Source organism: Shewanella sp. A32 (assembly GCF_029167175.1).
In the GTDB taxonomy this organism is placed as follows: Bacteria; Pseudomonadota; Gammaproteobacteria; order Enterobacterales; family Shewanellaceae; genus Shewanella; species Shewanella yunxiaonensis.
Genome location: NZ_JARFTS010000005.1, coordinates 189,398 through 207,204, shown reverse-complemented (window position 1 = coordinate 207,204; position 17,807 = coordinate 189,398). Strand labels below are relative to the sequence as shown.

Sequence of the window (17,807 nt, the reverse complement as noted above, 5' to 3'; positions counted from 1 at the left end):
CGGAATTGATAAACGCTGAAAGCATCTAAGCGTGAAGCGAGCCCCAAGATGAGTCTTCCCTTGGACCTTGAGTCCACAGAAGAGCCGTTCGAGACCAGGACGTAGATAGGCAGGGTGTGTAAGCGTTGTGAGGCGTTTAGCTAACCTGTACTAATGACTCGAGAGGCTTAACCATACAACCCAGATGGGTTTTACTGAAAACATTCCAGATGTTTTCTAGCACTTCCTCCATCCCTGGAGGTCGTTAACCTTGAATGAATATGAATACTTGGTTGAAGTAGAGAACGAACTACTCACAGATAAGGTCGCTTAGCTCAGCTGGGAGAGCACCTGCCTTACAAGCAGGGGGTCACTGGTTCGAACCCAGTAGCGACCACCATTATTTGACAGCTTTCCGGATTGGTTGTTTTTGCAGATATGCGGAAACAACAACAGAATTTGTCTGGTGACAATAGCATTGTGGTCCCACCTGAACCCATTCCGAACTCAGAAGTGAAACACAATCGCGCCGATGGTAGTGTGGGGTCTCCCCATGTGAGAGTAGGTCATCGCCAGACGCCTAATACAACAAAAAGGCCACCCTTAGCGGTGGCCTTTTTGCTTTTCAGTTATAATTCTAGATTTTTCAAGACAACCTCATGATTTAAATGATCATTGCGGCTTATCATCATGGTTCAGTGCTAATAAAAAGCGTGCAGTTTTTTACCTATTCATAGATAAATAGACGTTTCGCTGAAGATCATTAGTTAGAAGGGTAAAATAGATAATCTCTGTTTGAAAAAACTGCAATCGGCGCTTGTTGTGACAAAAAGTCCTTTACCTTTAACCGGGGTTTTAGCATAATGCCCGTCGTTCCGTAGGGGTGTAGTTCCAATTGGTAGAACAGCGGTCTCCAAAACCGACGGTTACGGGTTCGAGTCCTGTCACCCCTGCCACTAATTTCAACGGCTTGCATGTAATGTGCGAGCCGTTTTCGTTCATCTGAAGTAGCCCATTCAACAGTACGAAGACCGATTATCGGTGGTCTTTTATATCGGAAACCTTAACTGGCTAACATACTGCGTAGCATCCAAGCGGTTTTTTCGTGCAACTGAATACGTTGCGTCAGCAGATCAGCGGTCGCTTCGTCATTTGCTTGATTCACCAGCGGATATAGAGCTCTGGCGCTGCGAATAATGGTTTCCTGCCCATCCAGTAACTCCAATAACATCTGCATGGCATCGTTTACCCCATTGTCTTCTTTGATGCTTGTGACGTTCGCGTAGCCACTATAAGAACCCAACGCGCGTTCGCCTAAAGTCCGAACCCTTTCGGCAATAATGTCTACAGCGGTGGCGAGTTCTGTATACTGCGTTTCGAACATCAGGTGTAGCGTGTTGAACATGGGGCCGGTAACATTCCAATGAAAGCTGTGAGTCTTGAGGTAGAGGCTGTATGTGTCGGCCAGCAGCTTGTTTAGCCCTTGGGTAATTTCCAGGCGGTCAGCCTGATTAATACCAATATTGACGGATGTATTCATGATAAACCTCCTATTCTCGATACCTCCATATCATAGCCGTCAGATGGCCTGTTTAAAGTTGATAAAATAGATACCGGCAATCGATAGACTTGAAAAACTGATGGTTTGTTAAGGCGGACAGGACTTATAAAGTGATAATTTGATATCCTTATTCACCAATTCAGTGTGGTGTTTGTTGATGAATAAATTTCTTTATGCCATGGGTGTGACCGAGTGGCACTTACGAGCGAGCAGCGATGTCACCGATGAAGTTTTTTTGCTGGCAGATGCTGGTCAATCGCTGCTGCAACATCCCATCGTTGCAACGGTGTTAGCGTTGCTGGGGATTGCACCAGAAAAATGCCGTGTGGTAGCCGAAGTCGCTACGGGCACAAATGTATTGTGGTCCTTTGGTGAATCAACGGCTCATAATGCGACTCTCTCTACTCCTGCATTAGCGTCGCTACAAAGTGATAGCGAAGCCAAACGTGTTTTGTGGCAACAGCTGTGGCGTCATCTGGATAACATTCAATAATGGCTCAAGTATTACCGCTTTCGATAGCGCAATTATCGCAAATGCTGTTAGTCGAGCAGCAGGCACATCCTTATCCTTGGGACGAGGCAACCCTTGCCAGTTGCTTTGGCCGTTTTTACCAGCAACTGGGATTGTTTGACGATAATGCACAGCTAATAGGCTTCAGTATTATGCAGTGCCTGTTTGAAGAAGCGACATTGATGAATATTTGTGTGAAGCCCAGTGAGCAAGGAAAGGGATTTGGCAAACTGCTGCTGGAACAAACAATCGCGTCGTTAAAAGCCCAACATATTGATGTGTTACTGCTGGAAGTCAGGGTCAGTAATGCCTCAGCCATAGGCCTCTACCGTCATCTTGGTTTTATTGAAACTGGCAATCGTAGAAATTATTACCACACAGCTGCAGGCCGAGAAGACGCAATGTTGATGGAGTTAAAGCTGCATTGTGATATTCAGGCATGATTTGTCGAAAGAGAAAAGCCGCCAGATGGCGGCTTTTCTCTTATTTAAGAGGCGTTACTTAACTTCTTTGCCCTGTGCTTGCAAATCAGCATGATAGCTGGAGCGAACCAGCGGCCCACAGGCGGCGTGGGTAAAGCCTAATTCCACCGCGATGTCATGCAGTTCATCAAACTCCTGCGGCGTGACATAGCGCTCTACCGGCAGATGGAAACGGGATGGTTGCAGATATTGCCCCAAAGTCAGCATGTTCACCCCATGGGAACGGAGATCTTTTAATACCTGAACGATCTCTTCATTGGTTTCCCCAAGTCCCATCATCAGACCGGATTTGGTCGGGATTTCTGGGTGGCGCTGTTTGAACTGCTGCAGCAGATTTAACGACCACTGATAGTTTGCGCCAGGGCGCGCTTTACGATAATGCGCCGGGGCGGTTTCCAGATTGTGGTTGAACACATCTGGTGGCTCCGTTGCCAGAATATCCAATGCCTGTTCAATACGCCCGCGGAAGTCAGGTACCAGAATTTCTATTTTGATATGTGGATTGAGTTTACGGATCTCACGGATACAGTCAGCAAAGTGCTGTGCGCCGCCATCACGCAAGTCGTCGCGGTCCACTGAAGTGATCACCACGTACTTGAGCTTCATATCACGAATGGTGCGCGCCAATTGTAATGGCTCTTCCGGATCGGGTTTGAGCGGACGACCATGGGCGACATCGCAAAAAGGACAGCGACGAGTGCAGATGGCACCCAAGATCATAAAGGTCGCTGTACCATGATTAAAGCATTCTGCCAAGTTGGGGCAGGAGGCTTCTTCACAGACGGAATGCAGGCCATGGCTGCGCAGTGCCTGTTTGATATCCAGGATACGTTGATTGGACGACGGCAGCTTTACACGCAACCAGTCGGGTTTGCGCAGCATAGTGTCGCGTTCAGACGGGACCACCTTTACGGGAATGCGGGCAACTTTATCGGCGTCACGCAATTTTACGCCGGGTTGTAATCTTTCTGGCCTGTTCATGACTCTGGTAATCCTTGGTAATGCTGTAATTGCTGATAGCCAAGTCGCTGGCTGAAAATTTCACTGAAGAGCTTAGCAGCTTCCTCGACGGTGGCGGGACCACCCAGATCTTTACACTGAGTCATCTCCAGCCCGGCGTAACCACAAGGGTTGATGCGGTGGAATGGCTCCAAGTCCATATCGACGTTGAACGCGACGCCGTGGAAGGAACAGCCTCGGCGGATGCGCAATCCCAAAGATGCGATCTTTTTACCATCGACATAAACCCCGGGGGCATCTGCTTTCGGATAAGCTTCTATCTGAAAACGTGCCATTACGCCTACAACCGATTGCTCAATGTCGGTGACCAACTGCCGTACACCAATCTTCAGTTGGCGCACGTTTAACAGCGGATAGGCAACCATCTGTCCAGGGCCGTGATAAGTCACCTGACCACCGCGGTCAACTTGTACTACCGGTATATCACCCGGCGCCAAAATATGCTCGGCCTTGCCAGCCTGACCTTGGGTAAATACAGGTGGGTGTTCCACCAACCATAGCTCATCTGGGCTATTATCGTCGCGGATATCGGTATAGTGCTGCATCGCGTGCCATACCGTTTCATAATCCATCTTACCCAGATGGAACACGTGTAAAGTTTTCTCGGACAAGGGCAACATCTCTCCCTGTGGATCTGCCGGCCATTATACCCAGAGTCGGCAAAAATGTAATCTAGATCACATTTTGTGATGGGTTATAACACCCGACGAACCCCTTCAATGGCGGCAAGTTCAGTGTACAAGGTTTCTATATGTTCTTTGCTGGTGACTTGTACTCTGATGGTCACGGAAAGGTAACTGCCTTTACTGGAAGTTTTGGATGAGGTGGTGTAATCGCCGGGGGCATGTTTCTGCACGACCATGACCACTTGCTCGGCCAGCGCTTCACTGTAATCTCCTACCACTTTAAACGGAAATGACGTAGGAAATTCCAGATATTTATCAAATTCAGTATTCAGCATCTGCATGACTCTCTCAACAACGCTACTGCAGTTTATATGGCGGCAAGTATAACCGAATTCAAGGGATGACATAAGCTACGGAGGAACATCTGTTCCTCCGCCAATAGTTGCTACAGGGCTGATGTTGCCTGCTGTAGCCACGTCAGCTCCGCACCAGACAGCATTGGTGACAACGTGGTGTAAACGCGTTGGTGATAACGGTTAACCCAGTCGATTTCGGCATCTGTCAGCAGCTTTTTATCAAACAAACGCTTATCCATCGGAATTAATGTCAGCGCTTCAAAGCAATAGATTTCCCGTTCAGCCCCAGCGAGTTCTGCACAAGGTTTTACTGTCAGCAAATTTTCCAAGCGAATGCCGAAGGCCCCTTCACGATAATAACCGGGTTCATTGGACAGGATCATTCCGGGTTCCAAGGGAACGGCGTTGTGATTTTTGCCGATACGTTGCGGGCCTTCATGCACACTCAGATAATGGCCGACACCGTGACCTGTGCCGTGGTCATAATCAAACCCCTGCTGCCACAGATATTGGCGCGCCAGAATATCCAGTTGCTGGCCGGTGGTGCCTTTCGGGAAGCGAGCCTGATCCAGTGCGATATGGCCTTTAAGTACCAGTGTCACCAGTTTTTTCTGCTCGTCGGTTACTGCGCCGATGGCAATGGTGCGGGTAACATCGGTAGTGCCATCAAGATATTGCGCACCAGAGTCCACCAGATAGATGCTGTTCATTTCCAGCATCTTAGGCGTACCGTTCAGATGGTTGTAATGGCACATCGCCGCGTTGGAACCCGCAGCAGAAATGGTGTCGAAACTAGGTTCACGGTAGAGCGAATGTTGTTTGCGGAAACCTTCCAGCTTTTCTGCCAGTGTGGCTTCATCGTAAAGACGGTCATTGGCCACTTCATTATCCAGCCACGCCAGAAAACGGCTAACGGCCACCCCATCACGGACATGGCTGTCGATCATTCCCTGCATTTCTGCTGAGTTTTTACGGGCTTTGGGCATGGCAACCGGATCACTGCCGGCGATCAGCTTGGCACCTGCGGCTTTGGCTTGTAGCTGACTGGCCGCATTGGCGCTGTTGGGGTCAGCCAATAGCTTTTTACCATTGAGTGCCATCAGTGCATCACTGAGTTCTGTTTCTGCTTTAAAACTCACGCCAGTCCCGACATGGGCAGCGATTCCTTGTGGCAATTTATCCAGGTCAGTAAAGAGAATCATCGTGCCATCGGCATGCAACAGCGCGGTCCCGAGGATGACTGGAATGCGCGGGATATCCTGCCCGCGGATATTGAGCAGCCAGCAAAAAGAATCAAGCGCAGTGATTAGTGCGACATCGGCTCCGGCCTTTTTCACCAGTTCGCCAATTTCCTTGCGTTTTTGCAGGCTGGTTTTACCGGCAGTCGCATCGCTGAACAAAATAGCCAAATCTTTGGTGGGTGCCGGGCGTGGGTGCCAGCAAATATCCACTGGATTGTTTTCCAAGGCGATAAGCTCGATACCGGCTTTCTCCAAGGTGGCCATTGCCTCATTGAACCAGGCCAGCGTATGGCAACGCGGATCGACCCCAACTCGGCTGCCGCTGGGCAGGTGAGCGGCTAACCATTGATATTGAGGCATATCAGTCAGACTTTCATAGTGATAGAGCTTAGCGTCCACCTGTTGACGAACTTGCACGACGTAACGTCCGTCAACAAACACTGCCGCGCTGTCTTTCATCACTATGGCCATGCCCGCCGAGCCAGTAAATCCCGTTAACCACAACAACCGTTCATTATGAGCGGGAACGTATTCACCGAGATACTCGTCAGCACGTGGTTGAATAAAGGCATCGAGCTTTAGCTTGGCCATCTCACCACGCACAGCGGTAAGACGGGTGGCAATGTTATCAGACATGGTTACTCCGTTAGCAGCTTGCAATTCAGGCGCGTTGCAAGCCAGTCAATATGAATGCATCTGTGGCTGATTATCGCAAGCCACTAATCCTTTCCGCAAGGGGCAGTCGTTTGCAGCTAAAGGACTGCCAGAATGTAAAACGGATATTTTAACTGCGATATTTGTACGTCATGGGTGAATTGATGCTGATTGAGTGCAATAATTCAACTGGAACTACAGTAAAAGCAATATGTTAAGTTATTGGCAGTGCCGCATGATGGATGCCTGTGCTACTATTGCGACGATTATCGCACTGCGGTATAGCTTCTGGGGGATTGCATGGCGGAGTTAACAATTGATGTCGGTTCGGAAACCGCGCTGTTTCTGTTCAGTGAGGCGGGCAGTACCGAGCAATATAAAATCCCTACAGGAGAAGGCTTCTCGCTGGATGACTTAAATCAGCAAATCGCCGATTTAGAGAGTGACTACCAACTGCAGGATTATCGACTAGCGCTGGCATTCCCCGGCATGGTCAGAGATCACTCGTTAGTCTCTTGCAAACATTTGCCGGGATTGGCCGGGCAAAATCTGCAAAAGTTACATACCAAAGGTACACTAGAAGTCGTCTGCAATGATGTACAGGCCGCTATGCACGCTGTGACCAGCAATAAATACGCCTGTGAGCTATTGGTGATGTGTTCCGAAGGTATGGGACTGGCACTGTCTATTCACGGTAAGGTTTTTACCGGGGCGAATGGTTTGGCTGGTGATCTTGGCAATTGTTGGGTGATGACCGAATCGGGTGAATTTACGCTAGAGCAGATGGCCAGCGGTGAGTCTATCCGTCAGCGACGTTTGCGTAACCCGGTAGAACTGTATCGTTCCGGGGCGTATTTGGGAATGGGCATTGCTTGGGCGATCAACTTGTTTAATCCGCAGCATCTGTGGTTGGCAGGCAGTACCATTGCCAATGCAGATTATTATAAAGGGTGTGTGGCCAACATTCGCGAAATGGTATCACCAGCGATGTCAGGCATGTGTCAAATCAGTCGGGTAGATGACTCTGAAACGCTGGTGTGTCGGGGATTGATGGCCATGCTCTCTGATCTGAATAACGCTTGATTACGGATTGATTTTCAGCAATTCAATATCAAATATCAGTGCTGCTCCCGGGGGAATAGGTCCGGCAGAGCGATTACCATAGGCAAGATTGTTGGGGATGAAAAAACGCACCTTGTCCCCTTCGACCATCAGTTGTACGCCCTCTGTCCAACCTTTAATCACGCGATTCAATGGAAACTTGAGTGGCTCGCCGCGCTTAACTGAACTATCAAACACCGTGCCATCTAATAGGCGCCCCTCATAATGAACCTTAACGGTATCTTCGGCGGTGGGATGAACGGTGCCTGTGCCATGGTTCAAATATTCATATTCCAAACCTGAGGTGGTAGTAATAATCCCAGGTTTACTTTTGTTGGCCGTCAGAAATGCATTTCCCTCTGCAACGGTTTGTTCAATGCCTCGGTTAGTGAGTGAGTTCAGGTAAAAGTACATGGCTACTGCGACGGCGGATGCCAGTACAACCCCAATGATAGTTTTCATTTCGCTTTCCGAATTATCTGCACATTGTTATAAATCAGCCAATATATTAGCAGTTTGCGCAATGACTTGACAGCGATTGCTAATGGATAGCAATCGCTGTGTGCTGATACTGGTGAATTCCCATCAGTGCCACTAAGTTGATGATTACACAGCACCAGAACAGCAGACGGAAGCGACGTTTAATCGTTTTGTGCCGGAATTGATGTTGTGCCAATAACGCGCCCGGCCAGCCACCTATCAGCCCTAAAATTTGTAACTGAAATTCTGGGGTGCGTTGCAAGTGATTAATGGCAGCCTGTTTGTCATTAGCGTACAGCCAGTAGGTGGTCAGACTGAGTAGCAAATACCAAACCATAAACCACCAAGGTAACGCTTTGGTGGTTACTGATAACACCAAATACAGGGAAAATATCAAGGTTACTTTATAGGCCCAGGGCATACGCCAAAAGCCTCGCGGTCGATAAGCACGGTTGCGTGATGAGTATGAACTTTTGGGTTTCATGAGTTACCTTCCCTGTAAGCCGTTGTAGGCAAGTTTGCGCCATAACCATTCCAATGGTCCTTGCTTAAAGTATCGCAGATAAGCACTGGCTAACAGTAACTGGATCAGGCTCCAAATGCTTGCTAACAGCAGATAATCGAGAAAGTTGAGTGTCAGCAATAGTTGCGGTGCGACATGGCGAAACAGCATAACACCAACCACTGACTGCAAAATGTACAGTGATAGCGGTATCTTACCGACAGCCTGAAGTGCTGTAAGCCGCTGCGGCTGGTTGTCACAATATCCCACCACCCATTGCAGCATCCATAATGCCATAGGTATGGCCGCTAATAGTACGATAACCAGCGCCATGTTCTGTATTATGTAGCTGTCAGCCGTACTGCACTGGTAAGCGATAAACCCTAAAATCAATGACCATCCCAACAGGCGATGAACATTAGACAATCTGTGGCTAAACCAACCTTGTTGCAGCAAATAAATCCCCAGTAACATCATTCCACTAATGAGCCAGAGATAGGTCATCGGAAACACCAGCAGACTGACGCCGACAACGAGAAGCTGTTGTACTAACTGACTACCGTAACTTCCTGTCCAAAGCTGGTACTCGTGCATATACGCGGGACTGCCTCGCACCATTGGCGCAGCCTCTATTGGGATTAATGCCATTAGCAGCATGACCAATAACCCAATCGCGATAAAGAGTTGGGCTTTTTGCAGTAATTCGGCTGTGCTGAGTCCGCGATATCGCCAAACTAATAGGCCGCAAACACCATAACTCAGCAAAATGTCGCCGGGCCATAGCAATACACCGTGAACCATACCAAATGCCATTAACCAGTAAAGTCTCGACTTCACACGTGATCCCGCATTCAGTCCGGCTGCACTAAAATTGTGCCACTGAATATAAAGTCCAACTCCAAATAACAAAGAAAACAGCGAAATAAATCTATCTCGCAGCAACATGTAATACAGTATTTCACCGAGCGTATCGCCAGTCGCAGCGGGCTCTGAAGCCACATACTCGTAGCTGCTTATACCCATGGTAAAAATATTCAGATAGAAAATTCCCAACACTGCCAGGCCCCTTACAGCGTCAATGTTGGGCTGTCTGGAAAATTGCTGGCAATGAGGTGAGGACGGCGAGGAATGCGTCGCGACAACAAGTTGCGCTTGGTGACGATCCTGTTGCATTTACAGTATGTTCCCTGTGGTAAAAGGCTTCACCCTGATAGTAACAGAAATTTTTATGGCTCCTGTGTTTAGATGTTTGGGGCTCCACTTTGGCATCACTGAAATTTCTGGTCTAGCTTTTATGCTACGGTGCTCAGCAGTGATTTCACCTTCAGAACTGGTTTTCAGGTGATCTCTGACCCGGTACGCATACCCGAGGTACCGGTGTGCAGGTTATGGACATCTGCGTGGATATGGAGGCGAACATTTGAAAGCACTAATTAGAGTGCCGATACTGGCACTTGTCGGGCTGATGGGGGGTAACCTAGCGGTTGGCGCTGAAGTAGATACCGCTTCGGCGGAACACGGAAAATATCTGGTGATGATCGCTGGTTGCAATGATTGCCATACTCCGGCCTATTCAATTAATGGCGGACAGACCCCAGAAGCCCAATGGCTTACCGGTGAGGCCTTTGGTTGGCATGGTCCCTGGGGGACGACCTATGCGACAAACTTGCGTTTACAGGTAAGGCACTTTACGGAAGAACAATGGGTGGTTTATGCCAAAACGCTGAAAGCGCGGCCACCCATGCCGTGGTTTGGTTTGAATAATATGCATGAGGCTGACTTAAGAAGTATCTATCGTTATCTGGTGCAACTGGGGCCCGCAGGCAAAGAAGCCCCTGCGTACTTACCGCCGGAACAAAAGCCTCCAGCGCCTTACGCGGTATTTCCATAAGTAAAGGGTTATCGCCAAGTTATTTACTGCGGCAAATAGGATTTTTGTTATCATTTGCCGCACTTCTATCGATGAAACCAGTCGAAGTAAATTGATTTATGTTGTTCACTAGCGTTTTTAACCAATGCGAAAGTGTTTATGGAACAATGGTTGTAGTGGTTGTTATTTCATATTGAGGGTGAGAATGGCAAAAGTAGAAAAAGGGTTGAGAGCTGTGGCAGTGCTTGAAGCCTCAAAAGGTGTGTTGTCATTGATTGTGGGATTTGGCATTCACACGTTGGCAGGTAAAAACCTTAAGCAATCATGCGAATTGTTGTTAACGCACCTGCATCTGAATCCGGCCAGTCATCTGCCGGGGATATTTCTGCATGCTGCAGAATCGCTCGGTAATATCAATCTGACACTGATTGCCATGGGTGCCTTACTCTATTCCTGTATCCGTTTTGTTGAAGCCTATGGACTATGGCATAGCCTGGTTTGGACGGAGTGGTTTGCTCTGGTCAGTGGCGGCATTTACTTGCCCTTTGAAGCTTATGAAGTTGTCGTTCACCGAAATCTGCTGAGTGTGGCGACTTTAGTCGTTAACCTGGCGATAGTCGGTTATATGATTTGGCTCGTGCGTTATAAACCAGCTGAAGAACACGCGGTAAATAGTGAGCGATAAATAAAAACGCCCTGCTAATTCAGGGCGTTTTTACTCATAACAGCTTATTTGTGCAGCGTATTTTTATAAAAATCTTCTAAATCTTTATGTAGCGATTTCAGCGCTTCTGGATTCAGATAGATCATATGGCCGGATGGGTAGTAGCCAAAATGCACATTGCCCACCAGCGAAGGATCCAGCTCCATATGAGCTAAATCGTATTCAGTGGAATGGAATGGTGTTGCCATATCAAAATAACCGTTAGCTGAGAATACCTGCAAGCTTGGGTTGGTGCGGATCGCATTTCCCAGGTCATCAACCACATAAGGTGAACGACTCTTATGCCCACGGCCTAAATCATGTTGCCAGTCCCAGCTGTGGAACGCATCAAAACTGAATACCTTGTAGGTATCATCTGGATGATAGTTGAGCTGATTTGACAGATAATCATTGAAAGTAGCAATAAACGCTGCAGATGGTGCGGTATCGGAGGGATCGGTATCTGGTGTTTCACCGATGGCATCTTTATCCATACCAGTAAAGCGACCATCGTAGCGGCCCATCGTGCGTTCTTCATCACGCAGCAGTTCTTTACGGAACTGAGCCTGGCCAACTCGCATATTCGCGTGTTTCAGATATTCGGTGCTCAATCCGGTGTACTGATGCAGTTGTTCAACCACTTTATTGAGTTCTGCCGCAGGAAGATTGTGACCAGCTGCGAGAGCCTGCGCAAATTCCCCTTCTGCAAATGCTCTTACCTGTAGCAGGAATGGCTCCAGCGCTGCCGGTTTATTTGGCAGTTTGTCGTGGAAATAAGCCACCGCCGCAAAGGTTGGCAGCAGACCCACATAATCACGGTCCAAACCAGGCGCTTTAGCCCCATAGTTAAGGATGCTGGAGACCAAGATCACGCCGTTGAAGGCCATACCCGATTGTTGCAGATGGTTCGCTAGGACTGGTGCACGCACAGTACCGTATGACTCTCCCAGCAGATACTTAGGTGAGTTCCAGCGATTGTTAACGGTCACATAGCGTGTGATAAAGCGGGCAAAACCGTCTGCATCTTCGTCAACACCCCAGAATTTCTTCGCTGGATTTTCTTCCTTACCACCTTTTTCTTTATCATCAGGTGTTGCGATGCCGCGAGTCAGACCGGTATCAAATGCATCAATAAACACTAAGTCGGTGCTGTCCAACAAAGTGTACTGGTTATCTAGAAGCTTATAAGGCGCCGGTGGCGTTGGTGCGGCATTGGTCGTTTGTACTCTGACCGGGCCGAAGGAGCCCATGTGCAGCCACAGTGAAGAGGAGCCAGGGCCACCATTAAAGACAAAGGTCACCGGACGCGGTTCGTCCTTTTTAGACTCCATGGTGTAGGCAACGTAAAAGACACTGGCAGAAGGGCGATTCTTATCATCCTTAATGATCATATTACCGGTCGTTGCCGTGTACTTAAGGGTATCGCCGTTCACTTTGATACGGTGTTCCGTCGTCACCGCTTGATCTTGAGGTTGTTCGGCTTTGGGGGCGGTTTGGCTTGGTTCTGAGTGTTCAGTTGCCAGCGCTTCATAAGAATATAAAGGCGCCGCCATCAGTAAACTGGCACATAACAGGGATGCCAGAGGTAATTGACGCATGGGTTGCTCCGCTAGAGATGAGGGGTATTTTTTACAGGGGTCTTCGTTTTAGCAGAGAACCTCAGCCGGTTAAACCCTCATTGGATTGGCTCGATAACTGGCTGAACTGTCAATAATTCGAGAACTATTAAGGATAATTTAAGATAAATTACCAATATTCAGTGAGTTAATTTACCTTTATGGCATTTTAAGCAGCTTGGTGGGGTTGGCTGATGACACGACTTGTTGCAATTTGATAATGAACAGAAATAGTTAAAGGCGACAAAACGTTGCTTAGCTTTACCCATAGAGTTACGTATAATCCGCTGCAGAATTTAGCGTTCAGGAACTTAGTGTGAACTATCTGTTAACCTATTTGAAAGGGCTGGCAATGGGCGCAGCCGATGTGGTGCCGGGTGTTTCGGGAGGCACTATCGCTTTTATTACCGGTATTTATGATCATCTGCTGGAGAGTATTCGCCGTATTAATCCCTCACTGTGGTCAATCTATCGGCAACAAGGCTTAAAAGGTGTCACTGAGCATATCAATGGTGGCTTTCTGTTAAGTCTGTTAGCTGGAATTCTTACCAGCATTTTTACCTTGGCCAAACTCATTTCGTGGTTGTTAGCGAATCATCCGATTCCGGTGTGGTCGTTTTTCTTCGGCCTGATCCTGGTGTCTGTTTACCATATGCTGCGACAGGTTCAGGGGGGATTTTCGCTGTCACGTCTGGGGTTGTTTGCGCTGGGTGCCTTAATCGCCTGGGGGATTACGGTCGCCAATCCCGGCCAAGTTGATGCTTCCCATCTGAACATCTTTTTTGGGGGGGCGATTGCTATCTGTGCCATGATCCTGCCAGGTATATCGGGCAGTTTTATTCTGTTGATGTTAGGTTTATATCCTGCAGTGTTGGGCGCCGCCAAAAACCTGCAGCTAGACATTCTCGCGTGTTTTGCTGTTGGTGCGATCATTGGCATTCTCTGCTTTAGTCATCTGTTATCGATGCTGCTCAAGCGTTTTCGTGACGCCACATTGGTGTTCCTTACCGGTTTGATGATGGGAACATTAGGTAAGATCTGGCCATGGAAGCAAACATTGAGCTGGCGCACCAATTCTCATGGTGAAAAAGTACCCTGGCAACAGCAGGATCTATCGCCATTCTCCTACGAGCAGTTGACCGGGCATTCGCACCAACTGATGTTTGCGGTGGTCTGTGCCATTGCCGCCATTGTGCTGGTACTCGCTTTGGATTACATGGGTAATCGCATGCGTAAGGTGTGAATGACGCTGTTCATAAAAAAAGCTCCTGATGGAGCTTTTTTTTGTGCCGCTCAATAACCTGTACAAAAATTTGATTATTGTACAAGTTTGTGTCTTACTTATGGTCATGGTTATACAAAAGAGATTTCTATGTATAAGTTTGAACCACAACGTATCCGTCTTGGGATCAGTGCCTGTTTGCTCGGTGAGAAGGTGCGGTTCGATGGCGGCCATAAACGATCCGTATACTGCAACAATGAGTTGGCGCCTTACTTTGAGTTCGTTCCCGTGTGCCCGGAAGTCGGCATTGGACTCGGCGCGCCCCGCCCGAGTATTCGCCAAGTTCTGGATGGTGACATCCTCCGGGTGCAGAACGCCAAGGGTGACATTGATGTGACCGAGAAGCTGCAGCAATACTGTGAGCAGAAAGTTGCAACACTGGATTTCCTCAGTGGTTATATCCTCTGTGCTAAGTCACCAACTTGTGGCATGGAGCGAGTAACGGTATACAAGGCCGGCACCAATAATGGCAGTAAAACTGGTATAGGCGTGTTAGCCGCGACATTGCATCAACAATGGCCACAACTGCCTATCGAAGAGGAAGGGCGACTCCACGATCTGGTGTTGCGGGAGAATTTTTTCACCCGAGTGTATGCCCATCATGATTGGCACACATTAAAGCTGTCAGGGTTAAGTCGGCACAAACTGACGGAGTTTCACGCCCGCTATAAATATCTGCTATTGGCCCACTGCCCTAAGTTATATCGAGAGTTAGGCCCTATGCTGGCGGATTCATCCAAGCCTTTGGCTGAGGTAGCTGAGCACTATTTCATAAAATTTATGGAAGCACTTAGCCACAAAGCTAGCCGTAATAACCATACCAGCGCATTGCAGCATATTCAGGGCTACTTCAAAAAGTCGCTGAATAAAAAGCAAAAGGCCGAGTTGAGCCAGGCGATCATGGATTACCGTAACGGCCTTAAACCGCTGCTGGTGCCATTAACCTTGATCAATCACTATCTGCAGGAATTTCCCAGCCCTTATATTGCTCAGCAGGTTTACCTGAATCCGCACCCCCAGGAGTTAAAGCTACGTTATGCCTACTGATGCAGCTTATTTATCTATTGGCGAGGTCGCCAAACTGACAGGGGTTAATCCCATCACCTTGCGAGCATGGCAGCGACGCTTTGGGCTGGTTATTCCCGCGCGTACCCCCAAAGGTCACAGGTTATACAGCGATGCGCAGGTGCTACAGATAAAGGAGATCCTTAGTTGGCTTGAACGCGGCGTAGCTATTAGCAAAGTTAAGCCGTTGTTGGACGGTGGAATGAGCGATGAACATCATTCTGACGATGACTGGCAAACATTAGCCACGGCCCTGACAAACGCCGTCATGGAACTAAATGCAGCCTATTTGCAGCAGCGTTTGGATGAGAGTTGCAGCTTGTATCCGCAACCAATCCTCAATCGCTATCTGCGAGAATGGTTAGTACAACTGCAAACGCAGTTGGCGTTGCGTGTAGATGGCGCGTTATTGAGTAACTGGTGTCAGAGTGAACTGACCCAGTGGCTGTCGCTGCGCGCCAGCAAGTTACTCAGTCAAAAACCCCCCTACGTTTTGTTATGTCGTCTGGGGGCGCAATCTCCGTGGAGTGAGTGGTTGCTGACGCTGGAACTGGTGTTAAGTGGCAGATATCCCCAACAATTTGGGGAAATTGCTAACCTCGATTCGCTGTTATTACTGCAGCCGCGATTGCAGGTCGATGCAGCTCTCATCCAACCGGCGGCAGACAGTAGCCACAAGTTGGTCACGCAAGCTGCTGCGTTGAAGCAACAACTCGGCCGCCCGGTGTTGCTGGTGGGTGAGTTCGCGCCGATGTTGGTAGCTGCAGATAATCAAGTTATCGATATACAACAAGCACAGGATGACGCGGTGGCGTTGCTAAATAGCCAGTTGCCAGCGAGGACTTATTGATGACTAGTCCAGATACTAAGCCAACCGTATTTATCTGGTTTCGCAATGATCTCCGGGTGACGGATAATCAAGCATTATCCGCCGCCTGCGAACATGCCAAAACTGTAAACGCCAATATTCAAGCCGTGTACATAGTAACGCCTGCACAATGGCAAGCCCATGATGTTGGTAGCCGGCAACTGGATTTTATTCGGCGTCATCTGCAGTTGGTGGCCCGCGCATTGGCCAGTCTCGGGATTGAACTAACTGTGTGGCAATGTCAGCACTTTGCCGATATTCCAGCATTGTGGCAACGGCAACTTAGTTCGCGAAATATTGTCGCCATATACGCCGGCCGCGAGCCGGAGCTTAATGAGATTCGCCGCGATCAAGCGATGCTCAACCATGGACTGCCATTACAGCTGACCAATGAGCATTGTTTGCTTGCCCCGGGTTCGGTGCTGACAAAAAGTGGCGAAATGTATCGGGTATTCACCCCGTTTTTTCGGCGTTGGCGTGAGATCGCTCAGCAGTATCCGGTGGTCCCTTTAGGCCCTCCCGCACCTGTTGGCCCAGCCATTGCGGATGTAAATATTGAGTCCTTGCTCGATACAATTAACCGCTATTTCCTGCCGTTAATTAAATCTGATAATCACTACCAGTGGCCCGCCGGGGAAGGGGAAGCACAGCGGCGACTGCAGCACTTTGTGTTCACCGCAGTAAGCGATTACCAACAACAACGGGATTTTCCTGCCCTGGATGGCACTAGCAGTTTATCGCCCTATTTAACCTTGGGAGTGTTAAGTCCACGGCAGTGTTTTGCCGCCTTGTTGGCTCGTTTCCCGGCAGCCCTGGCAGATGATACGAGTCCAGGGCGCTGCTGGTTATCTGAACTGGTCTGGCGCGAATTTTACCGACATTTGCTGGTGGCATTCCCGGTGTTGAGTATGGGCGGCAACTTTAACCCATTAGCAGATGGTATTGTCTGGCGTAACCATCCTCAGGAATTTAGCGCTTGGTGTGAAGGCCGGACCGGCTACCCCATTGTCGATGCAGCGATGCGACAGCTGAATAATACCGGCTGGATGCATAATCGCTTGCGTATGGTAGTCGCCAGTTTCCTGAGCAAACATCTTTTGATTGATTGGCGATGGGGCGAGCGATATTTCCGGCAACAGTTGCTAGATGGCGATCTTGCGGCCAATAACGGCGGTTGGCAGTGGTCGGCTGGCACGGGTTGTGATGCTCAGCCCTGGTTTCGTATTTTTAATCCGATTAGCCAGAGCGAGAAATTTGATGCGGATGGCAGTTTTATCCGCCACTGGCTGCCGGAACTACGACATTGGCCTTTGGCACAACTGCATCGACCAGTCCCAGAGAAAAGCCTATTCACTGGTGATTATCCTGCACCGATTGTTGAACACTCTTCTGCCCGGCAACGCGCGCTGTCGGCGTTAGCCATTTTGAAAAAGGCCTAAAACGCCACATTGCCACTTTCGCTGTGGCAGTGTGGCGCGTGGGTCAGGCGTTTTGGCTGTAGTATTTCTGAGGAAATAACGCGTGTAGTTGTTGAATGTAGTGGTCGCCGGCATTCGCTGAAACATGCAGTTGTACCTGATTGCCTTGTTCGGCACGGACAATACAGGTGAGTTTGCCGGTTTTCGCCAGGTTCCGACAATCGCGCTCAAATTTTTCCGGAATTTTCCCATAGTGAGATACCAGACGCCCATCTTTGAATTTCATTTCAAACAAGGTGCGCGAACCTTTACGGGCGGCGAATACCAGCTTGTAAATGATGACCAGCGCAATGGCAATAAACAGTATCTTCAGAGCATAGGCCATGAAAGGACTCCTTGAACACAGATAATTGACATAATACTTACTGAATATAGCTACAGAACTGCTGCTTTACTGCTGTTCATATCACAT

The 17,807-nt window shown here is 48.7% G+C and carries 19 protein-coding genes, 2 tRNA genes and 2 rRNA genes; 13 read left to right on the top strand and 10 right to left on the bottom strand.

The genetic code is table 11. The features are described from left to right. The 4 genes from PY479_RS06450 to PY479_RS06435 all read left to right on the top strand — a co-directional run. Positions 1-175: ribosomal RNA gene (locus PY479_RS06450) — 23S ribosomal RNA — on the top strand; the annotation flags it as partial. 128 nt (positions 176-303) lie between these two features. Continuing rightward, positions 304-379 (top strand) — tRNA-Val (locus tag PY479_RS06445). A gap of 62 nt (positions 380-441) precedes the next feature. Beyond that, positions 442-557 (top strand): 5S ribosomal RNA (rrf, locus tag PY479_RS06440). Positions 558-858: 301 nt separating this feature from the next. After that, positions 859-935: transfer RNA gene (locus PY479_RS06435), tRNA-Trp, on the top strand. A gap of 107 nt (positions 936-1,042) precedes the next feature. On the opposite strand, the gene PY479_RS06430 is transcribed toward PY479_RS06435, so the two are convergent. After that, on the bottom strand, positions 1,043-1,519 hold the full coding sequence (locus PY479_RS06430; RefSeq protein ID WP_212594144.1) for a Dps family protein: 477 nt from the start codon (positions 1,517-1,519) through the stop codon (positions 1,043-1,045). Between the two features lie 178 nt (positions 1,520-1,697). Here PY479_RS06430 and PY479_RS06425 point away from each other — a divergent pair, with 178 nt between their 5' ends. Then, positions 1,698-2,033, top strand: a complete 336-nt coding sequence (locus PY479_RS06425) for a DNA polymerase III subunit psi (RefSeq protein WP_212594143.1) — start codon at positions 1,698-1,700, stop codon at positions 2,031-2,033. Beyond that, complete coding sequence (gene rimI, locus PY479_RS06420) at positions 2,033-2,494, top strand: ribosomal protein S18-alanine N-acetyltransferase (protein ID WP_275483235.1); 462 nt, start codon at positions 2,033-2,035, stop codon at positions 2,492-2,494. Before PY479_RS06425 ends, rimI begins: the two co-directional genes overlap by 1 nt. Before the next feature lie 54 nt (positions 2,495-2,548). Here rimI and lipA read toward each other — a convergent pair whose 3' ends face one another. The 4 genes from lipA to PY479_RS06400 form a co-directional block, all read right to left on the bottom strand. Further along, positions 2,549-3,514 (bottom strand): lipoyl synthase, encoded by a 966-nt coding sequence (gene lipA / locus PY479_RS06415; protein ID WP_275483234.1) that lies wholly within the window; start codon positions 3,512-3,514, stop codon positions 2,549-2,551. After that, positions 3,511-4,164 (bottom strand): lipoyl(octanoyl) transferase LipB, encoded by a 654-nt coding sequence (lipB, locus tag PY479_RS06410; protein WP_275483233.1) that lies wholly within the window; start codon positions 4,162-4,164, stop codon positions 3,511-3,513. The genes lipA and lipB overlap by 4 nt, the downstream gene beginning before the upstream one ends. 83 nt (positions 4,165-4,247) lie before the next feature. Beyond that, entirely contained in the window at positions 4,248-4,514 is a 267-nt protein-coding gene (gene ybeD / locus PY479_RS06405) for a DUF493 family protein YbeD (protein WP_212594139.1), read from the bottom strand. Between the two features lie 110 nt (positions 4,515-4,624). Continuing rightward, the gene (locus PY479_RS06400; protein ID WP_275483232.1) at positions 4,625-6,412 is read right to left on the bottom strand and encodes an aminopeptidase P family protein; all 1,788 of its coding nucleotides are present in this window, start codon (positions 6,410-6,412) and stop codon (positions 4,625-4,627) included. 318 nt (positions 6,413-6,730) lie between these two features. Between PY479_RS06400 and PY479_RS06395 the strand changes: the two genes are divergently transcribed. Continuing rightward, positions 6,731-7,513 (top strand): ROK family protein, encoded by a 783-nt coding sequence (locus tag PY479_RS06395; RefSeq protein WP_275483231.1) that lies wholly within the window; start codon positions 6,731-6,733, stop codon positions 7,511-7,513. On the opposite strand, the gene PY479_RS06390 is transcribed toward PY479_RS06395, so the two are convergent. The 3 genes from PY479_RS06390 to PY479_RS06380 form a co-directional block, all read right to left on the bottom strand. Next, complete coding sequence (locus PY479_RS06390) at positions 7,514-7,993, bottom strand: FKBP-type peptidyl-prolyl cis-trans isomerase (RefSeq protein WP_275483230.1); 480 nt, start codon at positions 7,991-7,993, stop codon at positions 7,514-7,516. Between the two features lie 79 nt (positions 7,994-8,072). Continuing rightward, positions 8,073-8,495: a DUF1294 domain-containing protein gene (locus tag PY479_RS06385; protein WP_275483229.1), complete on the bottom strand. Its 423-nt coding sequence runs from the start codon at positions 8,493-8,495 to the stop codon at positions 8,073-8,075. 3 nt (positions 8,496-8,498) lie between these two features. Continuing rightward, positions 8,499-9,686, bottom strand: a complete 1,188-nt coding sequence (locus PY479_RS06380; protein WP_275483228.1) for a DUF418 domain-containing protein — start codon at positions 9,684-9,686, stop codon at positions 8,499-8,501. 247 nt (positions 9,687-9,933) lie between these two features. On the opposite strand from PY479_RS06380, the gene PY479_RS06375 reads away from it, so the two are divergent. Continuing rightward, on the top strand, positions 9,934-10,404 hold the full coding sequence (locus PY479_RS06375; RefSeq protein WP_212594133.1) for a hypothetical protein: 471 nt from the start codon (positions 9,934-9,936) through the stop codon (positions 10,402-10,404). Positions 10,405-10,588: 184 nt separating this feature from the next. Then, complete coding sequence (locus tag PY479_RS06370; RefSeq protein WP_212594132.1) at positions 10,589-11,068, top strand: DUF2127 domain-containing protein; 480 nt, start codon at positions 10,589-10,591, stop codon at positions 11,066-11,068. Between the two features lie 44 nt (positions 11,069-11,112). Here the strand turns inward: PY479_RS06370 and PY479_RS06365 are convergent, their stop codons facing one another. Next, positions 11,113-12,684, bottom strand: coding sequence for a peptidase S10 (locus PY479_RS06365; protein WP_275483227.1), 1,572 nt, complete (start codon positions 12,682-12,684; stop codon positions 11,113-11,115). 334 nt (positions 12,685-13,018) lie between these two features. Here PY479_RS06365 and PY479_RS06360 point away from each other — a divergent pair, with 334 nt between their 5' ends. From PY479_RS06360 to phrB, 4 genes are all read left to right on the top strand, one after another. Next, on the top strand, positions 13,019-13,945 hold the full coding sequence (locus PY479_RS06360; RefSeq protein ID WP_275483226.1) for a DUF368 domain-containing protein: 927 nt from the start codon (positions 13,019-13,021) through the stop codon (positions 13,943-13,945). A 129-nt stretch (positions 13,946-14,074) separates the two neighbouring features. Then, a complete protein-coding gene (locus PY479_RS06355) occupies positions 14,075-15,031 on the top strand; it encodes a DUF523 and DUF1722 domain-containing protein (RefSeq protein ID WP_275483225.1) in 957 nt (318 codons plus the stop codon). Further along, positions 15,021-15,899: a MerR family transcriptional regulator gene (locus PY479_RS06350; protein ID WP_275483224.1), complete on the top strand. Its 879-nt coding sequence runs from the start codon at positions 15,021-15,023 to the stop codon at positions 15,897-15,899. The genes PY479_RS06355 and PY479_RS06350 overlap by 11 nt, the downstream gene beginning before the upstream one ends. Continuing rightward, positions 15,899-17,356 carry a deoxyribodipyrimidine photo-lyase gene (gene phrB, locus PY479_RS06345; RefSeq protein ID WP_275483223.1) on the top strand — a complete coding sequence of 486 codons (1,458 nt, stop codon included), beginning with the start codon at positions 15,899-15,901 and terminating at the stop codon, positions 17,354-17,356. The genes PY479_RS06350 and phrB overlap by 1 nt, the downstream gene beginning before the upstream one ends. Before the next feature lie 43 nt (positions 17,357-17,399). Here the strand turns inward: phrB and PY479_RS06340 are convergent, their stop codons facing one another. Beyond that, entirely contained in the window at positions 17,400-17,720 is a 321-nt protein-coding gene (locus PY479_RS06340) for a DUF3634 family protein (RefSeq protein ID WP_212594127.1), read from the bottom strand. Positions 17,721-17,807 lie beyond the last annotated feature (87 nt).